Origin of the sequence: Xanthomonas codiaei, assembly GCF_002939785.1 — a bacterium.
GTDB classification, from domain to species: Bacteria; Pseudomonadota; Gammaproteobacteria; order Xanthomonadales; family Xanthomonadaceae; genus Xanthomonas; species Xanthomonas codiaei.
Window position 1 is genome coordinate 173,235 of record NZ_MDEC01000003.1, and the last position, 17,601, is coordinate 190,835.

At 66.6% G+C, this 17,601-nt stretch carries 17 protein-coding genes; 16 read left to right on the plus strand and 1 reads right to left on the minus strand.

The window, feature by feature from the left end; translation table 11 throughout:
* The first annotated feature begins 22 nt into the window (after positions 1–22).
* From rpoE to recO, 9 genes are all read left to right on the plus strand, one after another.
* Entirely contained in the window at positions 23–643 is a 621-nt protein-coding gene (gene rpoE / locus XcodCFBP4690_RS03235) for an RNA polymerase sigma factor RpoE (protein WP_104539613.1), read from the plus strand.
* A complete protein-coding gene (locus tag XcodCFBP4690_RS03240; protein WP_104539614.1) occupies positions 640–1,509 on the plus strand; it encodes a sigma-E factor negative regulatory protein in 870 nt (289 codons plus the stop codon). The genes rpoE and XcodCFBP4690_RS03240 overlap by 4 nt, the downstream gene beginning before the upstream one ends.
* A gap of 109 nt (positions 1,510–1,618) precedes the next feature.
* Positions 1,619–3,196, plus strand: coding sequence for a DegQ family serine endoprotease (locus XcodCFBP4690_RS03245; protein WP_104539615.1), 1,578 nt, complete (start codon positions 1,619–1,621; stop codon positions 3,194–3,196).
* 190 nt (positions 3,197–3,386) lie between these two features.
* Entirely contained in the window at positions 3,387–5,177 is a 1,791-nt protein-coding gene (lepA, locus tag XcodCFBP4690_RS03250) for a translation elongation factor 4 (protein ID WP_167394459.1), read from the plus strand.
* Positions 5,178–5,281: 104 nt separating this feature from the next.
* The gene (gene lepB, locus XcodCFBP4690_RS03255) at positions 5,282–6,082 is read left to right on the plus strand and encodes a signal peptidase I (RefSeq protein ID WP_104539617.1); all 801 of its coding nucleotides are present in this window, start codon (positions 5,282–5,284) and stop codon (positions 6,080–6,082) included.
* A complete protein-coding gene (locus XcodCFBP4690_RS03260) occupies positions 6,083–6,490 on the plus strand; it encodes a DUF4845 domain-containing protein (RefSeq protein ID WP_104539618.1) in 408 nt (135 codons plus the stop codon). It begins immediately after the preceding gene.
* Entirely contained in the window at positions 6,480–7,160 is a 681-nt protein-coding gene (gene rnc, locus XcodCFBP4690_RS03265) for a ribonuclease III (RefSeq protein ID WP_104539619.1), read from the plus strand. Before XcodCFBP4690_RS03260 ends, rnc begins: the two co-directional genes overlap by 11 nt.
* Positions 7,157–8,053 carry a GTPase Era gene (gene era / locus XcodCFBP4690_RS03270; RefSeq protein ID WP_104539620.1) on the plus strand — a complete coding sequence of 299 codons (897 nt, stop codon included), beginning with the start codon at positions 7,157–7,159 and terminating at the stop codon, positions 8,051–8,053. Before rnc ends, era begins: the two co-directional genes overlap by 4 nt.
* 232 nt (positions 8,054–8,285) lie before the next feature.
* Positions 8,286–9,008 carry a DNA repair protein RecO gene (recO, locus tag XcodCFBP4690_RS03275; protein WP_104539621.1) on the plus strand — a complete coding sequence of 241 codons (723 nt, stop codon included), beginning with the start codon at positions 8,286–8,288 and terminating at the stop codon, positions 9,006–9,008.
* 107 nt (positions 9,009–9,115) lie between these two features.
* Here the strand turns inward: recO and XcodCFBP4690_RS03280 are convergent, their stop codons facing one another.
* The gene (locus tag XcodCFBP4690_RS03280) at positions 9,116–9,838 is read right to left on the minus strand and encodes a response regulator (RefSeq protein ID WP_104539622.1); all 723 of its coding nucleotides are present in this window, start codon (positions 9,836–9,838) and stop codon (positions 9,116–9,118) included.
* A 158-nt stretch (positions 9,839–9,996) separates the two neighbouring features.
* On the opposite strand from XcodCFBP4690_RS03280, the gene rlmD reads away from it, so the two are divergent.
* The 7 genes from rlmD to XcodCFBP4690_RS03315 all read left to right on the plus strand — a co-directional run bounded on the left by rlmD (position 9,997) and on the right by XcodCFBP4690_RS03315 (position 17,549).
* Positions 9,997–11,331 (plus strand): 23S rRNA (uracil(1939)-C(5))-methyltransferase RlmD, encoded by a 1,335-nt coding sequence (rlmD, locus tag XcodCFBP4690_RS03285; protein ID WP_104539623.1) that lies wholly within the window; start codon positions 9,997–9,999, stop codon positions 11,329–11,331.
* A 174-nt stretch (positions 11,332–11,505) separates the two neighbouring features.
* Complete coding sequence (locus XcodCFBP4690_RS03290; protein ID WP_104539624.1) at positions 11,506–12,021, plus strand: CYTH domain-containing protein; 516 nt, start codon at positions 11,506–11,508, stop codon at positions 12,019–12,021.
* 108 nt (positions 12,022–12,129) lie between these two features.
* A complete protein-coding gene (locus XcodCFBP4690_RS03295; protein WP_104539625.1) occupies positions 12,130–12,813 on the plus strand; it encodes a DsbA family oxidoreductase in 684 nt (227 codons plus the stop codon).
* 15 nt (positions 12,814–12,828) lie between these two features.
* A complete protein-coding gene (locus tag XcodCFBP4690_RS03300; protein ID WP_410049680.1) occupies positions 12,829–13,869 on the plus strand; it encodes an NAD(P)/FAD-dependent oxidoreductase in 1,041 nt (346 codons plus the stop codon).
* A gap of 145 nt (positions 13,870–14,014) precedes the next feature.
* Positions 14,015–15,592 (plus strand): cryptochrome/photolyase family protein, encoded by a 1,578-nt coding sequence (locus tag XcodCFBP4690_RS03305; protein WP_104539627.1) that lies wholly within the window; start codon positions 14,015–14,017, stop codon positions 15,590–15,592.
* Between the two features lie 401 nt (positions 15,593–15,993).
* On the plus strand, positions 15,994–16,995 hold the full coding sequence (gene nagZ, locus XcodCFBP4690_RS03310; protein WP_104539628.1) for a beta-N-acetylhexosaminidase: 1,002 nt from the start codon (positions 15,994–15,996) through the stop codon (positions 16,993–16,995).
* Positions 16,995–17,549 (plus strand): hypoxanthine-guanine phosphoribosyltransferase, encoded by a 555-nt coding sequence (locus tag XcodCFBP4690_RS03315; protein WP_104539629.1) that lies wholly within the window; start codon positions 16,995–16,997, stop codon positions 17,547–17,549. Before nagZ ends, XcodCFBP4690_RS03315 begins: the two co-directional genes overlap by 1 nt.
* Positions 17,550–17,601 lie beyond the last annotated feature (52 nt).

A 17,601-nucleotide genomic window follows, 5' to 3' on the forward strand; every position in this document is an offset into this window, starting at 1 on the left:
GCTGACAGGAGTGCGGCCCAGCATGGCCGAAGTCGATACACCTCAGGAGCTGGACCTGGAACTGGTCCGGCGTGTGCAGCGCGGCGAGAGTGCGGCGTTCGATGTGCTGGTGCGCAAATACCAGCACAGGATCGTCGCCCTGATCGGGCGCTACATCGCCGACTGGAGCGAATGCCAGGATGTGGCCCAGGACACGTTCGTGCGCGCGTATCGCGCTATCAACAGTTTCCGCGGCGACGCCCAGTTCTATACGTGGCTGCACCGCATTGCCGTCAACACTGCCAAGAACCATCTGGTTGCGCACAACCGCCGGCCGCCCACCGACGACATCGAGATCAGCGATGCCGAGCAGTTCGATGGGGCCACCCGGTTGCGCGACACCGATACCCCGGAGCGTGAACTGATGCGACAGGAGTTGGAACAAACGGTGATGCGCGCGGTCCAAGCCCTGCCGGAAGAACTTCGGTCGGCCATCACCCTGCGCGAGGTGGAAGGGCTGAGCTACGAGGAAATCGCGCGAAAGATGGATTGCCCGATCGGAACGGTGCGCTCGCGCATCTTCCGGGCGCGCGAGGCCATCGACATCGAGCTGCGGCCTCTGCTGGAGACCGAAAGCGCTACCCGTGAGCGACACCGTGTATGAGCCATAACCCCGACATCTCCACCACCGACAAGTTCGAACGCCACTACCGGCAGCAGTTGTCCGCGCTGGTCGACGGCGAGCTGAGTGCCGACGAATCGCGTTTCCTGTTGCGCCGGCTGGCCCACGACGAAGAGCTGGCCGGTTGCCACGAGCGTTGGCAGCTGTGCGGCGACGTGCTGCGCGGCGCGGCCAGTGCGCCGGCCCCGCTGGATTTCGCGGCGCGGGTCCGCAGCGCGCTCGCCGATGAGCCTGCACCTGTGCCACAGCAGGCGCCGCGCGCGGCCGCACGCTGGCGCTGGGGCGGCGGCGCGGCGATTGCCGCCTCGGTCGCGGCGATCGCCATGTTCATGGCGCGCGAGCGCTTGCCGGATCCGGCCCCGCCGGTGACCGAGGTGCCGGTGTATGCCACGGTTGCCGAGCTGCCTGCCGCAGCCCGGCCGCCCATCGCGCCGAAGGCGCCTGCAGCTCCCGATCCGGCCAACCCCGGCGACGGCGGCGCGCTGGTTGCGGCAGTGCCGGCCGCTGCGCTGGCTTCCACGCGTCGTGGTGCCGCTACCCGCAATCAGCAGGTCGCACGCAGCGCGGCGGCTCGCCAGCAGCAGGCGCCGGCGCAGATGGTCGCGGCCGCCACTCCGGCCGCGGCGAGCCCGGCGGTGTCGTCCAACCCGTTCACACATCCGGATACCACCTTGCAGGCGCGTCCCTGGCCGCGCGCGGCGCTGTCTGGCGTTGGCGACAGCCCGCTCAATGCCAGTTTCAGCCAGAGCCGCCAGGGCCCGGCGTTCTACCCGTTCGAACCAGCGCCGCAGGCGGCCCGGGCTCCGGCACCGAGCCCGCCGTCGTCGGCGCAGGGCCCGCAACACTGATCCGGCGGCCGATCTTCATCCACTCGGCGCCCTCCCTCCCGTTACCTTGTCGGACCCGTGTCGCTGCACGGGTTCCGGTTCCTGTCGCCCTGCCATCGGAGGCAACTCGATGAATCACCGCATCCGTACCCAGATGTTCGGCCTGCTCGCCATGACCCTGCCGCTGGCCGCCTGTGCCCAGCAAACCGCACCGGCGCCCGCAGCCAAGGCCAGTGCACCGATCGCCGCCAACCGCAGCACCACCCCGGCGCCGCAGCTGGTGGCGGGTCTGCCGGATTTCACCAATCTGGTCGAGCAGGTCGGCCCGGGCGTGGTCAATATCGAAACCACCATCACCCGCAAGGATGCGATGGCGCGTTCGGCGCGTGGCGGGCGCGGTGGTCAGGGCGGCATGCCCGACGACGAGCAGATGCCGGAGTTCTTCAAGCGCTTTTTCGGGCCGGATTTCCAGATGCCCGGCGCACCGCGGCAGGGGCCGGGTGGTGGCGATGACGATGGCGGCATCGCCGGCAAGTCGATGGGCTCGGGCTTCATCATTTCCGCCGACGGCTATGTGCTGACCAATCACCACGTGGTCGACGGCGCCAGCGAAGTCACCGTCAAGCTGACCGACCGCCGCGAGTTCAAGGCCAAGGTGGTGGGCAGCGACGAGCAGTTCGACGTGGCGCTGTTGAAGATCGAGGCCAAGGGCCTGCCGAGCGTGCGCCTGGGCGATTCCAATACGCTCAAGCCGGGCCAGTGGGTGGTGGCGATCGGCTCGCCGTTCGGCCTGGACCACTCGGTCACCGCCGGCATCGTCAGTGCCACCGGCCGCAGTAATCCGTATGCCGATCAGCGCTACGTGCCCTTCATCCAGACCGACGTGGCGATCAACCAGGGCAATTCGGGCGGCCCGTTGCTCAACACCCGTGGCGAGGTGGTCGGCATCAATTCGCAGATCTTCTCCGCGTCGGGCGGCTACATGGGGATCAGTTTTGCGATCCCGATCGACCTGGCCTTCAGTGCCGCCGAGCAGATCAAGGCCACCGGACGGGTCAGCCGCGGCATGCTGGGCGTGGCGGTGGGCCCGATCGATTCGCTCAAGGCGCAGGGCCTGGGCCTGCCGGATACCCGCGGCGCGCTGGTCAACGACATTCCCGCCGGCAGCCCGGCTGCGAAGGCGGGCATCGAGGTGGGCGACGTGATCCGTGCGGTCAACGGCAAGCCGATCGAGGTGGCCAGCGATCTGCCGCCGATGATCGGCCTGATGGCTCCCGGCACCAAGGTCGCCCTGGACGTGCTGCGCGACGGCAAGCCGCGCCAGGTCAGCGTGACCCTGGCGCCGTTGCAGGACGGCAGCGACAGCGCCGCGCCGCGTACCGCCGCCGAGGACGCCAAGCCGGAGGCCCCGGCCAGCGTGGCCTTGCTGGGCCTGCAGGTGGCCGACCTGACTGCCGCCGAACGTGGCCGCCTGGGCCTGGACGCGGGCGAGGGCGTGCGGATTGCCGCAGTCACCGGCGCGGCCGCGCGCAGCACCCAGCCACCGCTGTCGCCGGGCCTGGTCATCGCCCGCGTCGGCCGCACCAAGGTCGGCAGTGTCGCCGAACTCAACCGCGCCCTGTCCAGCTACAAGAAGGGCGATGTGGTCATGTTGCTGGTCACCGATGGCAAGGCGACGAGCTATGTGGCCCTGAAGGCCGGCGGATGAGGGCGGCCAGGATGCGTTATTGGTGATTCGGGATTGGCAGGAGCAGGCCCCCGCTCGGGGATGCCTGCTCCTGCTCTGCCGTTTCCAATCCCCAATCCCGACTCCCTAATCCCGGCTCCAAAGCATGCGATAATGCTGCGTTACCCTGACGACGGCTGCGCCGGCGCCCACCTCAATGTCCTCTGATTCAATGCGGAACATCCGCAATTTCTCCATCATTGCTCATGTCGACCACGGTAAATCCACCCTGGCCGACCGGATCATCCAGCTGTGTGGCGGCCTGCAGGCGCGCGAGATGGAGGCCCAGGTGCTGGACTCCAATCCGATCGAGCGCGAACGCGGCATCACCATCAAGGCGCAGTCGGTGTCTTTGCCGTACACGGCCAAGGACGGGCAGACCTACCACCTGAACTTCATCGACACCCCCGGGCATGTGGACTTCTCCTATGAAGTCAGCCGCTCGCTGGCCGCCTGCGAGGGCGCGCTGCTGGTGGTGGATGCGGCGCAGGGCGTGGAGGCGCAGTCGGTGGCCAACTGCTACACGGCAGTGGAGCAGGGCCTGGAAGTGGTGCCGGTGCTCAACAAGATCGACCTGCCCACCGCCGATGTCGACCGCGCCAAGGCCGAGATCGAAGCGGTGATCGGCATCGATGCCGAAGATGCGGTGGCGGTCAGCGCCAAGACCGGCCTGAACATCGATCTGGTGCTGGAAGCAATCGTGCATCGCATTCCGCCGCCCAAGCCGCGCGACACCGACAAGCTGCAGGCGCTGATCATCGATTCCTGGTTCGATAACTACCTGGGCGTGGTGTCGCTGGTGCGCGTGATGCAGGGCGAGATCAAACCGGGCAGCAAGATCCTGGTGATGTCCACCGGTCGCACCCATCTGGTGGACAAGGTCGGCGTGTTCACGCCCAAGCGCAAGGAGCTGGCCGCACTGGGCGCCGGCGAAGTGGGCTGGATCAATGCCTCGATCAAGGACGTGCACGGTGCGCCGGTCGGCGACACCCTGACCCTGGCCGGCGATCCCGCCCCGCATGCCTTGCCCGGTTTCCAGGAAATGCAGCCGCGCGTGTTCGCCGGCCTGTTCCCGGTCGATGCCGAGGACTATCCGGACCTGCGCGAAGCGCTGGACAAGCTGCGCCTGAACGACGCGGCGCTGCGCTTCGAGCCGGAAAGCTCCGAGGCGATGGGCTTCGGCTTCCGCTGCGGCTTTTTGGGCATGCTGCACATGGAAATCGTGCAGGAGCGGCTGGAGCGCGAATACAACCTGGACCTGATCAGCACGGCGCCGACGGTGGTGTACGAGGTGCTCAAGACCGATGGCTCGGTCATCAACATGGACAACCCGGCCAAGCTGCCGCAGTTGAACCTGGTGGACGAGATCCGCGAGCCGATCATCCGCGCCAACGTGCTCACGCCCGAGGAGTACATCGGCAACATCATCAAGCTGTGCGAAGAAAAGCGCGGCACCCAGATCGGCATCAATTACCTGGGCAGCCAGGTGCAGATCAGCTACGAGCTGCCGATGGCCGAGGTGGTGCTGGATTTCTTCGACAAGCTCAAGTCCGTCAGCCGTGGCTATGCCTCGCTGGATTACCACTTCGTGCGCTTCGATGCCGGCCCGTTCGTGCGCGTGGACGTGCTGATCAACGGCGACAAGGTCGATGCGTTGTCGTTGATCGTGCACCGCAGCCACGCCGACCGGCGCGGCCGCGAGCTGTGCGAAAAGATGAAGGACCTGATCCCGCGGCAGATGTTCGACGTGGCGATCCAGGCCGCGATCGGCTCGCAGATCATCTCGCGCTCCACGGTCAAGGCGATGCGCAAGAACGTGTTGGCCAAGTGCTATGGTGGCGACGTCTCGCGCAAGAAAAAGCTGCTGGAAAAGCAGAAGGAAGGCAAGAAGCGCATGAAGCAGGTCGGCCGCGTGGAGATTCCGCAGGAAGCCTTCCTGGCCGTGCTGCAGATGGATAAGTAGCAGGGATTCGGGATTCGTAATTGGGGATTGGCAGCGACGCACCAGCCCTGAGTTTTTGCGAATCCCCAATCTCCAATCCCGAATCCCGTTCCGAAGGAACACCAATGAAATGGTTTGAAATCGTCCTGGTTGTGCTGACCCTGGGCAGCGGCTTCATCTGGTTGCTGGACAAGCTGTTCCTGGCCAAGCGCCGCGCTGCACGCGCCGGGTTGCTGGACAGCGAGCCGGCGATCGTCGACTACTCGCGCGCCTTCTTCCCGGTGCTGGCGGTGGTGCTGATCCTGCGCAGCTTCGTGGCCGAGCCGTACAAGATTCCGTCCAGTTCGATGATGCCCAACCTGCTGATCGGCGATTTCATCCTGGTCAACAAGTTCGCCTACGGTTTCCGTCTGCCGATCACCAATACCAAGTTCATTCCCACCGGCGAGCCCAAGCGCGGCGACGTGGTGGTGTTCAAGCCGCCGCATGCGCCGGACCAGAACTGGATCAAGCGCGTGGTGGGCCTGCCGGGCGACAAGATCGGCTTCCATGGCGACACCCTGTACATCAACGACAAGCCCATGCGTTACACGGTCAAGGGCGAGTACATCGGCAAGGGCAAGGGCGCGGAGATGACCGGCACCACGTTGCTGGTGGAAGACCTGCCAGGCCGCACCCATACCGTGCTGGAATGGGTGGACCGCAACATGCCGGCCGGCCAGGGCGACTGGACGGTGCCGGCAGACAGCTATTTCGTGATGGGGGACAATCGCGACAATAGCGAGGACAGCCGGTTCTGGACCCAGACGCACTTTCTGCCGGAGGCCAATCTGCGCGGCAAGGCGTTCCTGATCTGGCTCAATTGCGAAGGGTGGTTCTGCAAGGGGAGTTTCGATCCATCGCGGATCGGGACTGGAATCCAGTAAATGCACGCACGGCGTGCCAGGGGAAGCACAATGAAGCGTAAGCAAAGCGGTATGACGTTGACGTCGTTCGTGGTGGTGCTGGCGGTGGTGGGGTTCGGCCTGTACATCGGGATGAAGCTGTTTCCGATGTACCAGGAGTACTACTCCGTGCGGACGGCGATGAAGGGTCTGGCCAATGAGCCGGGCAGTGCCAATATGGATCCGTCCAAGTTGCAGGACCTGTTCTTTCGCCGCCTGTACATCAACTACTCGGAAAACGTCAAAAAGGAAGACGTGAAGTTCGAGCGCGTGGATGGCGGCTGGCGCATGAAGGTCAACTACGAAGTGCGCCGTGAATTGATCGGCAATCTGGATATCGTGGGCAAGTTCGACACGTCCCAGGACATGAAAGGGCGCAGTGTCGAATAGAACCTTCCAGCGCGGTGATCCGATCGGGCATGCGTTCGCCGATCCGGATCTGCTCGCCCAGGCGCTGCGCCATCGCAGCGCCGGGACGCCGCACAACGAGCGGTTGGAGTTCCTTGGCGATGGCATCGTCAATCTGTTGATCGCCGAGGCGCTGTACCAGCGCTGGCCCAAGGCCGACGAAGGTGCACTGACGCGCGCGCGCGCCGAGCTGGTGCGCGAAGGTGCGCTGGCGGTGATCGGGCGCACGCTCAGCCTGGGCGAACGGCTGACACTGGGGCCGGGCGAACTCAAGTCCGGTGGTCATCGCCGCGATTCGATCCTGGCCGATGCAGTCGAGGCGATCGTCGCGGCCATCTATCTGGACTGCGGGTTCGAGCGCTGCCGCGCGGTGGTGCTGCCGTGGTTCGAGCCCTCGCTGGCGGCGCTGCCGGTCGGCAAGGCGGAAAAAGATCCCAAGACCCGGCTGCAGGAATGGTTGCAGGCGCGGCAGTTGCCGTTGCCCACCTACGCGCTGATCAGCGAAAGCGGCGACGAGCATGCCAAGCAGTTCCACGTCGCCTGCATCCTGGAGCATCCCGTCGCCCGCGCCGAAGGCCAGGGCACGTCGCGTCGTCTTGCCGAGCAGCAGGCGGCGGCTACCGTCATCGCACAACTGGATGTCAACACGTGAGCGAAACCACTCCCCACCGTAGCGGCAGCGTTGCCGTGATCGGCCGGCCGAATGTCGGCAAGTCCACCCTGACCAACGCCCTGGTGGGCGCCAAGGTCAGCATCGTCTCCAACCGGCCGCAGACCACCCGGCATCGCTTGCTGGGCATAGCCACCTTCCCCGAAGGGCAGCTGATGCTGGTCGACACGCCCGGGCTGCACCGCGAGCAGAAGCGCGCGATGAACCGGGTGATGAACCGTGCCGCACGTGGCTCGCTCGAAGGCGTGGATGCCGCGGTGCTGGTGATCGAAGCCGGCCGCTGGGACGAAGAGGACACCCTGGCATTCCGCGTGCTCAGCGATGCCAATGTGCCCGTGGTGCTGGTCGTCAACAAGGTGGACCGGCTCAAGGACAAGACCGCATTGTTCCCGTTCCTGGCCCAGGTCAGCGAGGGGCGCACCTTCGCGGCGGTGCATCCGGTTTCCGCGCTCAAGCGCAAGGGCCTGGAAGCGCTGGTGGGCGACCTGCTCAAGCTGGTGCCCGAGGCCGAGCCGATGTTCGGCGAGGACGAAATCACCGACCGCAGCCAGCGTTTCCTGGCCGGCGAATTGGTCCGCGAGCAGCTGATGCGCCAGCTCGGCGAAGAGCTGCCGTATGCCACCACGGTGGAGATCGAACGTTTCGCCGAGGACGGCGCGCTGCTGCGCATTGGTGCGGTGATCTGGGTCGAGCGCGAAGGCCAGAAGGCAATCGTGATCGGCAAGGGCGGTACCCGCCTGAAGGAAATCGGCGGCAAGGCGCGTCTGCAGATGGAGCGGCTGTTCGGTGCGAAGGTGTTCCTGGAAACCTGGGTCCGCGTGCGCGAAGGCTGGTCGGACGATGAAGCTGCGTTGAAGGCGTTCGGATACGAATGAGGCCGGGAGGGCCGGGACCCGGAACCCGGGACCGGGGACCCGGGAAAAGCTGGGGCAGGCAGTTGGTCGGCATGCTGCCGGGAAGACGTTTTTTCGCATTTTTCAGATTCGCGTGCTGTGCTGACGGCATTGGCTCGGCCCCTGATCGCCGAGCCGCGTCGCATGTCGACGGCCGATCCCGCGCTTTTCCCGGGTCCCGGGTCCCGGGTCCCCAGTCCCGGCTTTCCCTCCCATGCTGATCGAGCACGAACACGGCTTCGTCCTGCATGTGCGGGCCTGGCGCGAGACCAGCTTGCTGGTCGAGGTGCTGACCGAGCAGCACGGGCGGGTGGGATTGCTGGCGCGCGGTGTTCAGGGGGCGCGCAAACAAGCGCTGCGTGCGGCGCTGCAGCCGCTGCAACTGATCCAGTTCAGTGCCGTGCAGCGCGGTGAGCTCGCGCAGCTGCGCCAGGCCGAAGCGCTGGATACTGCCCCGCGATTGGTCGGCGAACGCATGCTGGCCGGGTTCTATATCTGCGAACTGCTGCTGCGCCTGGCGCCGCGCAACGACGCGGTTCCGGAGTTGTATGCGTGCTATGCGCAGGCACGGGCGCATCTGGCATCGGAGTTGTCGCTGGCGTGGGGGCTGCGCCGGTTCGAGCGCGATGTGCTGGAGGGGCTGGGGTTTGCCTTCGATCTGCAACACGACAGCGACGGACAACCGATCGACCCGGCGGCGCGCTATCGACTCGACCCGCAGGAGGGCGCGATGCGGGTATTGAGCGAACGTCTGGCACAGGATCGGCGCGAGACCGTCACCGGTGCGGGGTTGCTTGCCCTGGGTGAAGACCGCATGCCGGCCAGCGAGGACATGCCCGGCCTGCGCCGCAGCATGCGCAGCGTGCTGCTGCATCATCTGAACGGACGCGGCCTGAAATCCTGGGAAATGCTCGAGGATCTGGCGCGGCGTCGCTGACCGGCAGCGCAGCTGCGAGTGCAGTGCGGCGCGTGCCATTCAAGCAGATCGTGGATGCCCTTCACCCGGCGCCGAACCTTAGGGCGCGGCGAAGCGATGGGTGTGGATCAGTGCAGCAACGCGGCTACCGCCGCATGGAACTGGGTCTGCGCAGTGCGCGACTGCGGATCGCCACGCAGCAGGCGCACCGCTCCAGCGAGCCGCGCGGCGCCGACGAATCCGCAACTGGCCTGCAGCCGGTGCAGGTGATTGCGCAGGGCCTGCTCGTCGCTGACGTTCAGCGCCGAGGTCACTGCGTCGCGGGTGCCCGGCAATTCCGCCAGGAACAACTCGCGCAAGGCATTGAGGTGATGCTGTTGGCCATTGAGTGCGCTCAGTGCCGCGGCCTCGTCCCAGTCGCTGGCGGCAATGTCCACCACCCCGACCGGTGCCACGCTGTAGCGGCCGCGCGCCAAGCCACGACGCACGGCCTGCAGCAGGCGTTCGGTGGTCAGCGGTTTGACCAGCATTTCCAGGAAGCCATCGGACTGCAGGCCTTGCTGCATCGCCACGGTGCCGTCGGCGGTGTGCGCCAGTGCGGGGACGTCCGGGTGCAGCAGGCGTAGCGCCCGCAGCAGGCCGCTGCCGGTGCCATCGGGCAGATTGACGTCGATCAGCCAAAGATCGTGGCGACGTTCGCGCGCGCGGTCCAGCGCCGAAGACAGCGAATCGGCCCAATCCACCTGGGCCGGCAGGCCTTCCAGTGCGGCCTGCAGGAAGCCACGGCTGATCGAGTCGTCCTCCACCAACAGCAGGCGTGGATGGGGTTCCTGACGTGTCGCCATATTCATGCTGCCTCCTTGTCAGCGGTGCCGCGGCCTGAGCTGCCGCGCGCAGGTGAAGTTTGCCTGTGTTTGGGTGGCACGACAATTGCCGTGCCGCGTGGAGCGGCCTCCGTCGATCGCATCTGCGACAATACGCACCCTTTTTGCCCGCAGCCTGTCGCCACGTGGCCAGAACCCGCAATCGCCTCGACCGTACTCCTTTCCAGACCGCCATCACCGACCTCAGCCACGACGGCCGCGGAGTGGCCCGTCGCGATGGCGAGGGTGGCAAGGTCACCTTCATCAGCGGCGCCTTGCCGGGCGAGCTGGTACGTGCCGAACCCACTGCGCGCAGCCGCCATTTCGACGAAGCCAGGACGATCGAGGTCCTGGAAGCCTCGCCGCAGCGGGTGGCTCCGCGTTGCCCGCACTTCGGCATCTGCGCCGGTTGCGTGCTGCAGCACCTGGAAGAATCGCAGCAGATCGTCGCCAAGCAGCGGGTGCTCACCGACAACCTCGAACGGATCGGGCATGTCACCCCGCAGACCGTATTGCCTGCCCTGGTGGGCGACAGCTGGGGGTACCGGCGCAAGGGGCGGTTTTCGGTCCGGCGGGTGGAGAAGAAGGACAAGACCCTGGTCGGCTTCCGCGAGCTGGACCCGCGTTTCGTGGCCGACCTGTCGGTGTGCTACACGGTGATTCCGCAGATCGGCGAGAAGATCCCGTTGCTGGCGGCGCTGATCGAAAGCATGGACGGCAAGCGCGACATCCCGCAGATCGAGTTCATCGCCGGTGACCAGGCAGTGGCGCTGACCATCCGCCACATGCAGCCGCTCAGCGAGCGCGATCAGCAGGCCTGGGTGGAGTTTGCACAGGCGCACGGTTTTGCGATCTTCCTGCAGCCCGGTGGTGTGGACAGTGTGCACCCGCTGTGGCCGCGTGAGGTGCCGTTGGCGTTCCGCCTGCCGCAATGGGATGTCGAGCTGGCGTTCCGGCCGCTGGACTTCATCCAGGTCAATGCCTCGCTCAACCAAAAGATGATCGCGCACGCACTGGCGCTGCTGGATGCCACCGCCGAAGACCGGGTGCTGGACCTGTTCTGCGGCCTGGGCAACTTCACCCTGCCGCTGGCGCGCACGGTGCGCGAGGTGGTGGGCGTGGAAGGCGATGCCGGGCTGGTGGCGCGCGCCAGGGAAAATGCGCAGCGCAATGGCCTGGTCAACGCGCAGTTCCACGCCGCCGATCTCACCCAGGACCAACGCAATGCGCCCTGGATGAAGCAGGGCTTCGACAAGCTGCTGCTCGATCCGCCGCGCTCGGGCGCACTGGAAGTGCTGCAACAGCTGCCATTGAAGCGCTTCCAGCGCATCGTCTACGTCAGCTGCCACCCGGGCTCGCTGGCGCGCGACGCCGGCTACCTGGTCAACGAACAAGGATTCACCCTGGTGTCGGCAGGGGCGATGGACATGTTCCCGCATACCGCACATGTGGAAAGTATCGCGGTGTTTGAGAAGCGGTGATTGGGGATTGGGAATTGGGGATTCGCAACGGCGAGTCGTGATGTCCTTTCGCTAAACGCTCTACCCAAGCGTCAGATCGAAGCATTGCCCCTGGTACTGCGGGGTCTTGGCAAGAACCCCACAGGCATGCAGTGCGTTGCTTTAACCAATCCCCAATTCCGAATCCCCAATCCCATGCCCCTAGAAATCGAACGCAAGTTTCTCGTCACCGGCGATGGCTGGCGCGCTGCCGCGCATGCGGTGATCCCGATGGCGCAGGGCTACATCAACGACCAGGCAGCGTTGCGTAGCGGGGGGCAACATGCGTCGGTGCGTGTACGGGTGCAGGGCGAGGGCGCGTTCTTGAATCTGAAGTCGCGTGAGGTGGGGCATACGCGCCAGGAGTTCGAGTACCCGATTCCCGTCGCCGATGCGCGCGCGTTGCTGGAGCTGTGCGTCGGCGGGCTGATCGACAAGCGCCGGCATCTGGTCGAATACCAGGGCCATGTATGGGAAGTGGATGAATTTCTCGGCGACAACGCCGGGCTGGTGGTGGCCGAGATCGAGCTCGCCAGCGCCGACGAAGCCTTTGCCAGGCCCGAGTGGATCGGCACGGAAGTGACCGACGACACGCGTTACTACAATCTGGCGCTGGCATCGCATCCGTTCAAGCAGTGGCGGGAGTCGGGATTGGGGATTGGGGATTCGTAAAGAGCAAGGGTGATGCGTCGGCCCTGGGCCATGCGTTGCTAATCTCCAATCCCCAATCCGCGTGTTGGGGCTTATGCTCTGCCAATCCCCACTGCCCAATCCCCGCTCATGCGCATCGATATCTGGTCCGACGTGGTCTGCCCCTGGTGCTGGATCGGCAAGCGCCGCTTTGAGCAGGCGATTGCCGCGCTTGGCGACAAGGCGCCGGCGCTGGACATCCATTACCACGCGTTCGAACTGGACCCGGAGGCCGGCGCAGCACCGGTGCCGTTGCGCGATGCCCTGGCACGCAAGTTCGGCGGCACCGCACGCGTGGATCAGATGCTTGCGCAAACCCAGGCCACGGCGCGCGCCGAAGGCCTGCCATTCGACTTCGGACGGGGCCAGGTGCAGGTCAGCACCCTGCGTGCGCATCGGCTGCTGTGGCTGGCCACCCACGAAGGCGATGTCGGCGCGGTGATGGAAGCGCTGTTCCATGCGCATTTTGCCGAAGGCCGCAACGTTGCGGCGACCGAAACCCTGGTACGTGCCGGCGAGGCCGGCGGTCTGGCGGCCGCGCGCGTGCAGGCGATGCTGGACTCCGATGAAGGCATGGTGGAAGTGCAGGCGCAGTTGGCGCAGGCCGGCGCGCTGGGCATCCGTGCGGTGCCCAGTTTCGTGATCGACGGGCGCAGCCTGATCCAAGGCGCGCAGCCGCCGGAGAGTTTTGCCCAGGCGCTGTTGCAGCTGGCCGCCGAATCGGTGCCGGTCGGTGGCGCCGATGCCTGCGGGCCGGATGGCTGCGCGGTGTGACCTGCCGATGGCAGCATGTCTGCGCAAGGCGTTGATCCGATGATGCCGCCACGCCGCCCAACGCGCGTGGCGATCATTGGTGCCGGCCTGGCCGGGCTGGCTTGCGCCGATGCACTGCAGAAAACAGGCATTGACGTAACGGTGTACGAAGGCGCCGATGTGGTTGGCGGACGCATGCATACCCGCACCGGACAGGGCTGGCAGTGCGACGACGGCGCGCAATACTTCACCGCGCGCGATCCGGGCTTCGCGGCCGTGGTCGAGCGATGGATCGCCGACGGCGTGGCCGCACGCTGGCCGGCACGGGTCGCCAGCTGGGATGGCGCGGTGATGCGCCACTCGCAAAGTGCATTGGCGCGGTTTGTCGGAACTCCCGACATGGCCGCACCCGCACGCGCGCTGGCAGCCGGCCTGCAGGTGCGCACGCGGGCGAGCGTGCATGCGCTCGAGCGCAGCAGTGCGGGATGGGTGGTCGACCTCGGCGCTGCGACCGCGGTCGCAACGCAGGCGGTCGATGCGCTGCTGCTGGCAGTGCCGGCTGCCGATGCGGCCAGGTTGCTGGCCGATCGCGCACCCGCGCTGCTGCGCGTTGCCCGCAGCGCGCAGATGTTGCCGGCCTGGGCCGTCATGCTGCGGTTCGCTGCGCCCATCGATCCGGGCTACGACGGCTTGTTCGTCAACGCCGGCCCGTTGCGCTGGGTGGCGCGCGATTCCAGCAAACCCGCGCGTGCAGGTGCCGAGACCTGGCTGCTGCATGCCACGGCGATGTGGAGTCAGGTGCATGGCGATGCCACGCCCGCGCAGGTGATCGCCAGCCTGTTGCCCAAACTGGCGGCGCTGGGCCTGCCGCCACCGCTGGCCTGCGAGGCATATCGCTGGGTGGCGGCCAGTACCGATCCGCCATTGCAGACCGGCTGTGCCTGGGATGCCAGCCTCGGGCTCGGCCTGTGTGGCGACTGGCTGGCAGGCGGCAAGGTCGAAGGCGCCTGGCTCAGTGGAACCGCCCTGGCACGCGAGGTGGCCGGCATCGCGGCAACAGATTGCACGGCGCAGTGATGCGTTGGCGTGCCGCAGCGTTGGTATCGATGCAGCACTGCCTGCAAGCCACGCGCGTGGCAGCATCGCCCGGCATGCTCTCGGCAACGCTGCTGCGCGCTGCGCAATCGGCAGTGCTCGCCTCGGCTGCGTTGAACCGACGTTGATGACGCCGCCCGAAATCCCTTCGATCGGTAACACGGCGCAAACGCCTGCCCACACGTTGCGCCTGATCCTGGGCGATCAGCTCAACCCGCAGCACAGCTGGTTCGCCACGCACGACCCTGGCGTGGTCTATGTGTTGATGGAGGTGCGCGCCGAAACCGACTACGTGCTGCACCATGCGCAGAAGATCCTGGCGATCTTCGCCGCGATGCGCGCGTTCGCCGCCGCGCTGCGACAGGCCGGCCACCGGGTGCGCTACGTGGCAATCGACACCGCCAGCAACCGGCAATCGATTCCGGCCAACCTGGACGCGCTGATGGCGCATTACCGCGCGCAGCAACTGGAGTATCAGGCACCGGACGAATGGCGGCTGGATCAGGCCTTGCAGCAGTGGAGTGCCGCGCAGGCGTTCGTCACGCGCAGGGTCGATAGCGAGCATTTTCTGACCACGCGTGACGAGGTGGCTGCGTGCTTCCGCGCGGGTAGTCCGTGGCGCATGGAAGTGTTCTATCGGCAGATGCGCCGACGCCATCGCATCCTGCTCGATGCCGCCGGGCAACCGGAAGGCGGGCGCTGGAACTTCGATCACGCTAATCGTGAGCCGTGGCCAGGCGATCCGCCTGCGCCGCAGGACTGGCGCAGCGCACACGATCACAGCCAGCTGTGGCGCAGCATCGAAGCGGTTGGCGTACGCAGTTTCGGCACGCCCAACGCCCAGGCGCTGCCGTGGCCACTGGATCGCGCCGAAGCGTTGCAGCACCTGGATGCCTTCATCGAACGCGCTTTGCCGGATTTTGGTCGCTACGAAGATGCGATGAGCACGCATAGCCCGCGGCTGTTCCATTCGCTGCTGTCGTTCGCGCTCAACGTCAAGATGCTGCACCCGGCCGAAGTGATCGCGCGCGCCGAAGCCGCCTGGCGCCAGGGGCGGGCACCGCTGGCCTCGGTGGAAGGCTTCATCCGGCAGGTTCTGGGCTGGCGCGAATACGTGCGTGGCGTCTACTGGTCGCAGATGCCTGGGTACGCGCAGACCAATTACCTGGATCAGCACCTGCCGTTGCCGCACTGGTTCTGGGATGGGCAGATCGGCATGCGCTGCCTGGCCGATGCGGTGGGCAATTCGCTGACCAATGCGCATGCGCACCATATCCAGCGGCTGATGGTGATCGGCAATTTCGCGCTGCTGGCGGGGCTGGACCCGCAGGCGCTGCATCGCTGGTATCTGGGCGTGTATATCGATGCCTTCGAGTGGGTGGAGCTGCCCAACACGGTGGGCATGAGCCAGTTCGCCGATGGCGGCCTGCTCGGCAGCAAGCCCTATATCAGCGGCGCGGCCTATATCGACCGCATGAGCGATTACTGCGGCGGCTGCCGCTACCAGCGCAAGGCGCGGGTCGGCGCACGGGCCTGCCCCTATAACGCGCTGTACTGGGATTTCCTGGCGCGGCAGCGCCCGTTGCTGGGCGCCAACGAGCGGCTGGCGATGCCGTATCGACAGCTCGACACTATGGCTCCCGAGGCGCTGGAAGGCATCCAGGCCCAAGCCGCGCATTGGCGGGAGAACCTGGAGCACCTCTGAACCGACCAGGGCGGCGGCGCGCATGCGTGCCGCATGCGTCGCTGTTGCAGACAGCCCTACCCACCGGCAGCCTGGGCCGCGCAGCGGTGATGCACGCCCCGGCACCACGCCACGGATCCGCCGTGGCAACGGGAGGGACGCGCCAGACAGCGCGGGCATCGTGAATCACCCATGCCTTCCCATGCTGGAAGACGCAGGCCGGCATTATTGCTGCAAACGCGGGTCGGCCAGGATTCCTCCCGCGTTCGGGGACAGCGCACCGGCGATGGGTGCCGTGGCGCAGGGACGCCCTGGCGTGGGTACGCCAGCCCTTGCCTGAATGCGCAATCTGACGCTGCCACGCGCATCTGCGACAATGCCGCGCTGCGCCCCTGTGGCGCCTGGCCCGGGAGTCCCCCAACATGCTTTTGATCGGCGTTGCCGGTACCGAACTCAGCGCACAGGAACGCGACTGGCTGCAGCACGATGCGGTCGCCGGCGTGGTGCTGTTCAAGCGCAATTTCGCCTCGCGCACGCAAGTGGCCGAATTGTCTGCCTCCATCCGTGCCGCCGCGCCGCGCCCGGTGCTGATCTGCGTGGACCAGGAAGGCGGCCGTGTACAGCGGTTTCGCGAAGGCTTCAGTGCGTTGGCGCCGTTGCAGAGTTTCGGCGTGCAGTACGCGCAGGACCCGGACGGCGCGTTGGCCGCGGCCCGCGCGCATGCGCAGCTGATGGCCAGCGAAGTTCGCGCCAGCGGCGTGGACCTGAGTTTTGCGCCGGTGGTGGATCTGGGCCGCGGCAATCGCGCCGTCGGCGATCGCGCCTTCAGCGACGATCCGCAGGTGGTGGCCACCTTCACCCGTGCCTATGTGCAGGCCCTGCATGGTGCCGGCATGGCGGCCACGCTCAAGCACTTCCCCGGCCATGGCACGGTGCTTGAGGATACCCATGTGGATCACGCCAGCGACCCGCGTCCGCTGGAGGTGCTGCAGGCCGAAGACCTGCTGCCGTTCGTGGCCGGCATCGAGGCCGGCGCCGACGCGGTGATGATGGCGCACGTGGTCTATCCGCAGGTGGCACCGGAACCGGCCGGCTATTCGTCGCGCTGGATCGAGCAGATCCTGCGCGGGCAACTGGGCTTTCGCGGCGTGGTGTTCTCCGACGACATCGGCATGGCCGCCTCGTTCAGCGCCGGCGGCGTGGAAGGGCGCGTGCATGCGCATCTGGATGCCGGCTGCGATGTGGTGCTGGTCTGCCATCCGGAACTGGTGCCCGAGTCGCTGCAGGCCGTGCAGGGCCGCCACCTCAATACCGCCGCGCTGATCGGCCTGATCGGGCGCGGCGCGCTCGGCTGGGACGGCCTGCTGGCTGGCACCGACGCTTCCTTCAACACTCCTTCTGCCCCTTTCGGAACACTCGCCTGATGTCCACGCTCACCATTTCCCAGGCCCTGGCCCAAGCCGATCTGTTGGTCGATCGCCCCGCCATCGACGCGGCCGTCTCTACCATCGCCGACGCCATCGCGCGCGACTATGCCGGCGAAGTGCCGGTGTACCTCACCATCATGCACGGTGCGCTGCCGTTCTCCGGACAGCTTGCGCTGGAGCTGGGCGCGCGCGGCCAGGACCTGCAGTTCGATTACCTGCACGCCACCCGCTACCGCGGCGAAACCGTCGGCGGCGAGCTGGTGTGGAAGCACCGCCCGGCCACCGCATTGTTCGGTCGCCGGGTGATCCTGGTCGACGACATCCTCGACGAGGGCTATACGCTGCAGGGCGTGCGCCAGTGGTGCCTGGAGCAGGGCGCCACCGATGTGCGCGTTGCGGTGCTGACCGTCAAGCGTCACGACCGCTGCGTGGCTGGCGTGACCGCCGACTACGTCGGCGTGGAAGTGCCCGACCGCTATGTGTTCGGCTTCGGCATGGACGTCAACGAGCAACTGCGCGGCATTCCTGCCATCTATGCGATGAAGCAGTAGCGGCTGACAGGCTGCGCAGCCGCCAGGCGGCGTGGCCGGTGCTCGGTACGGC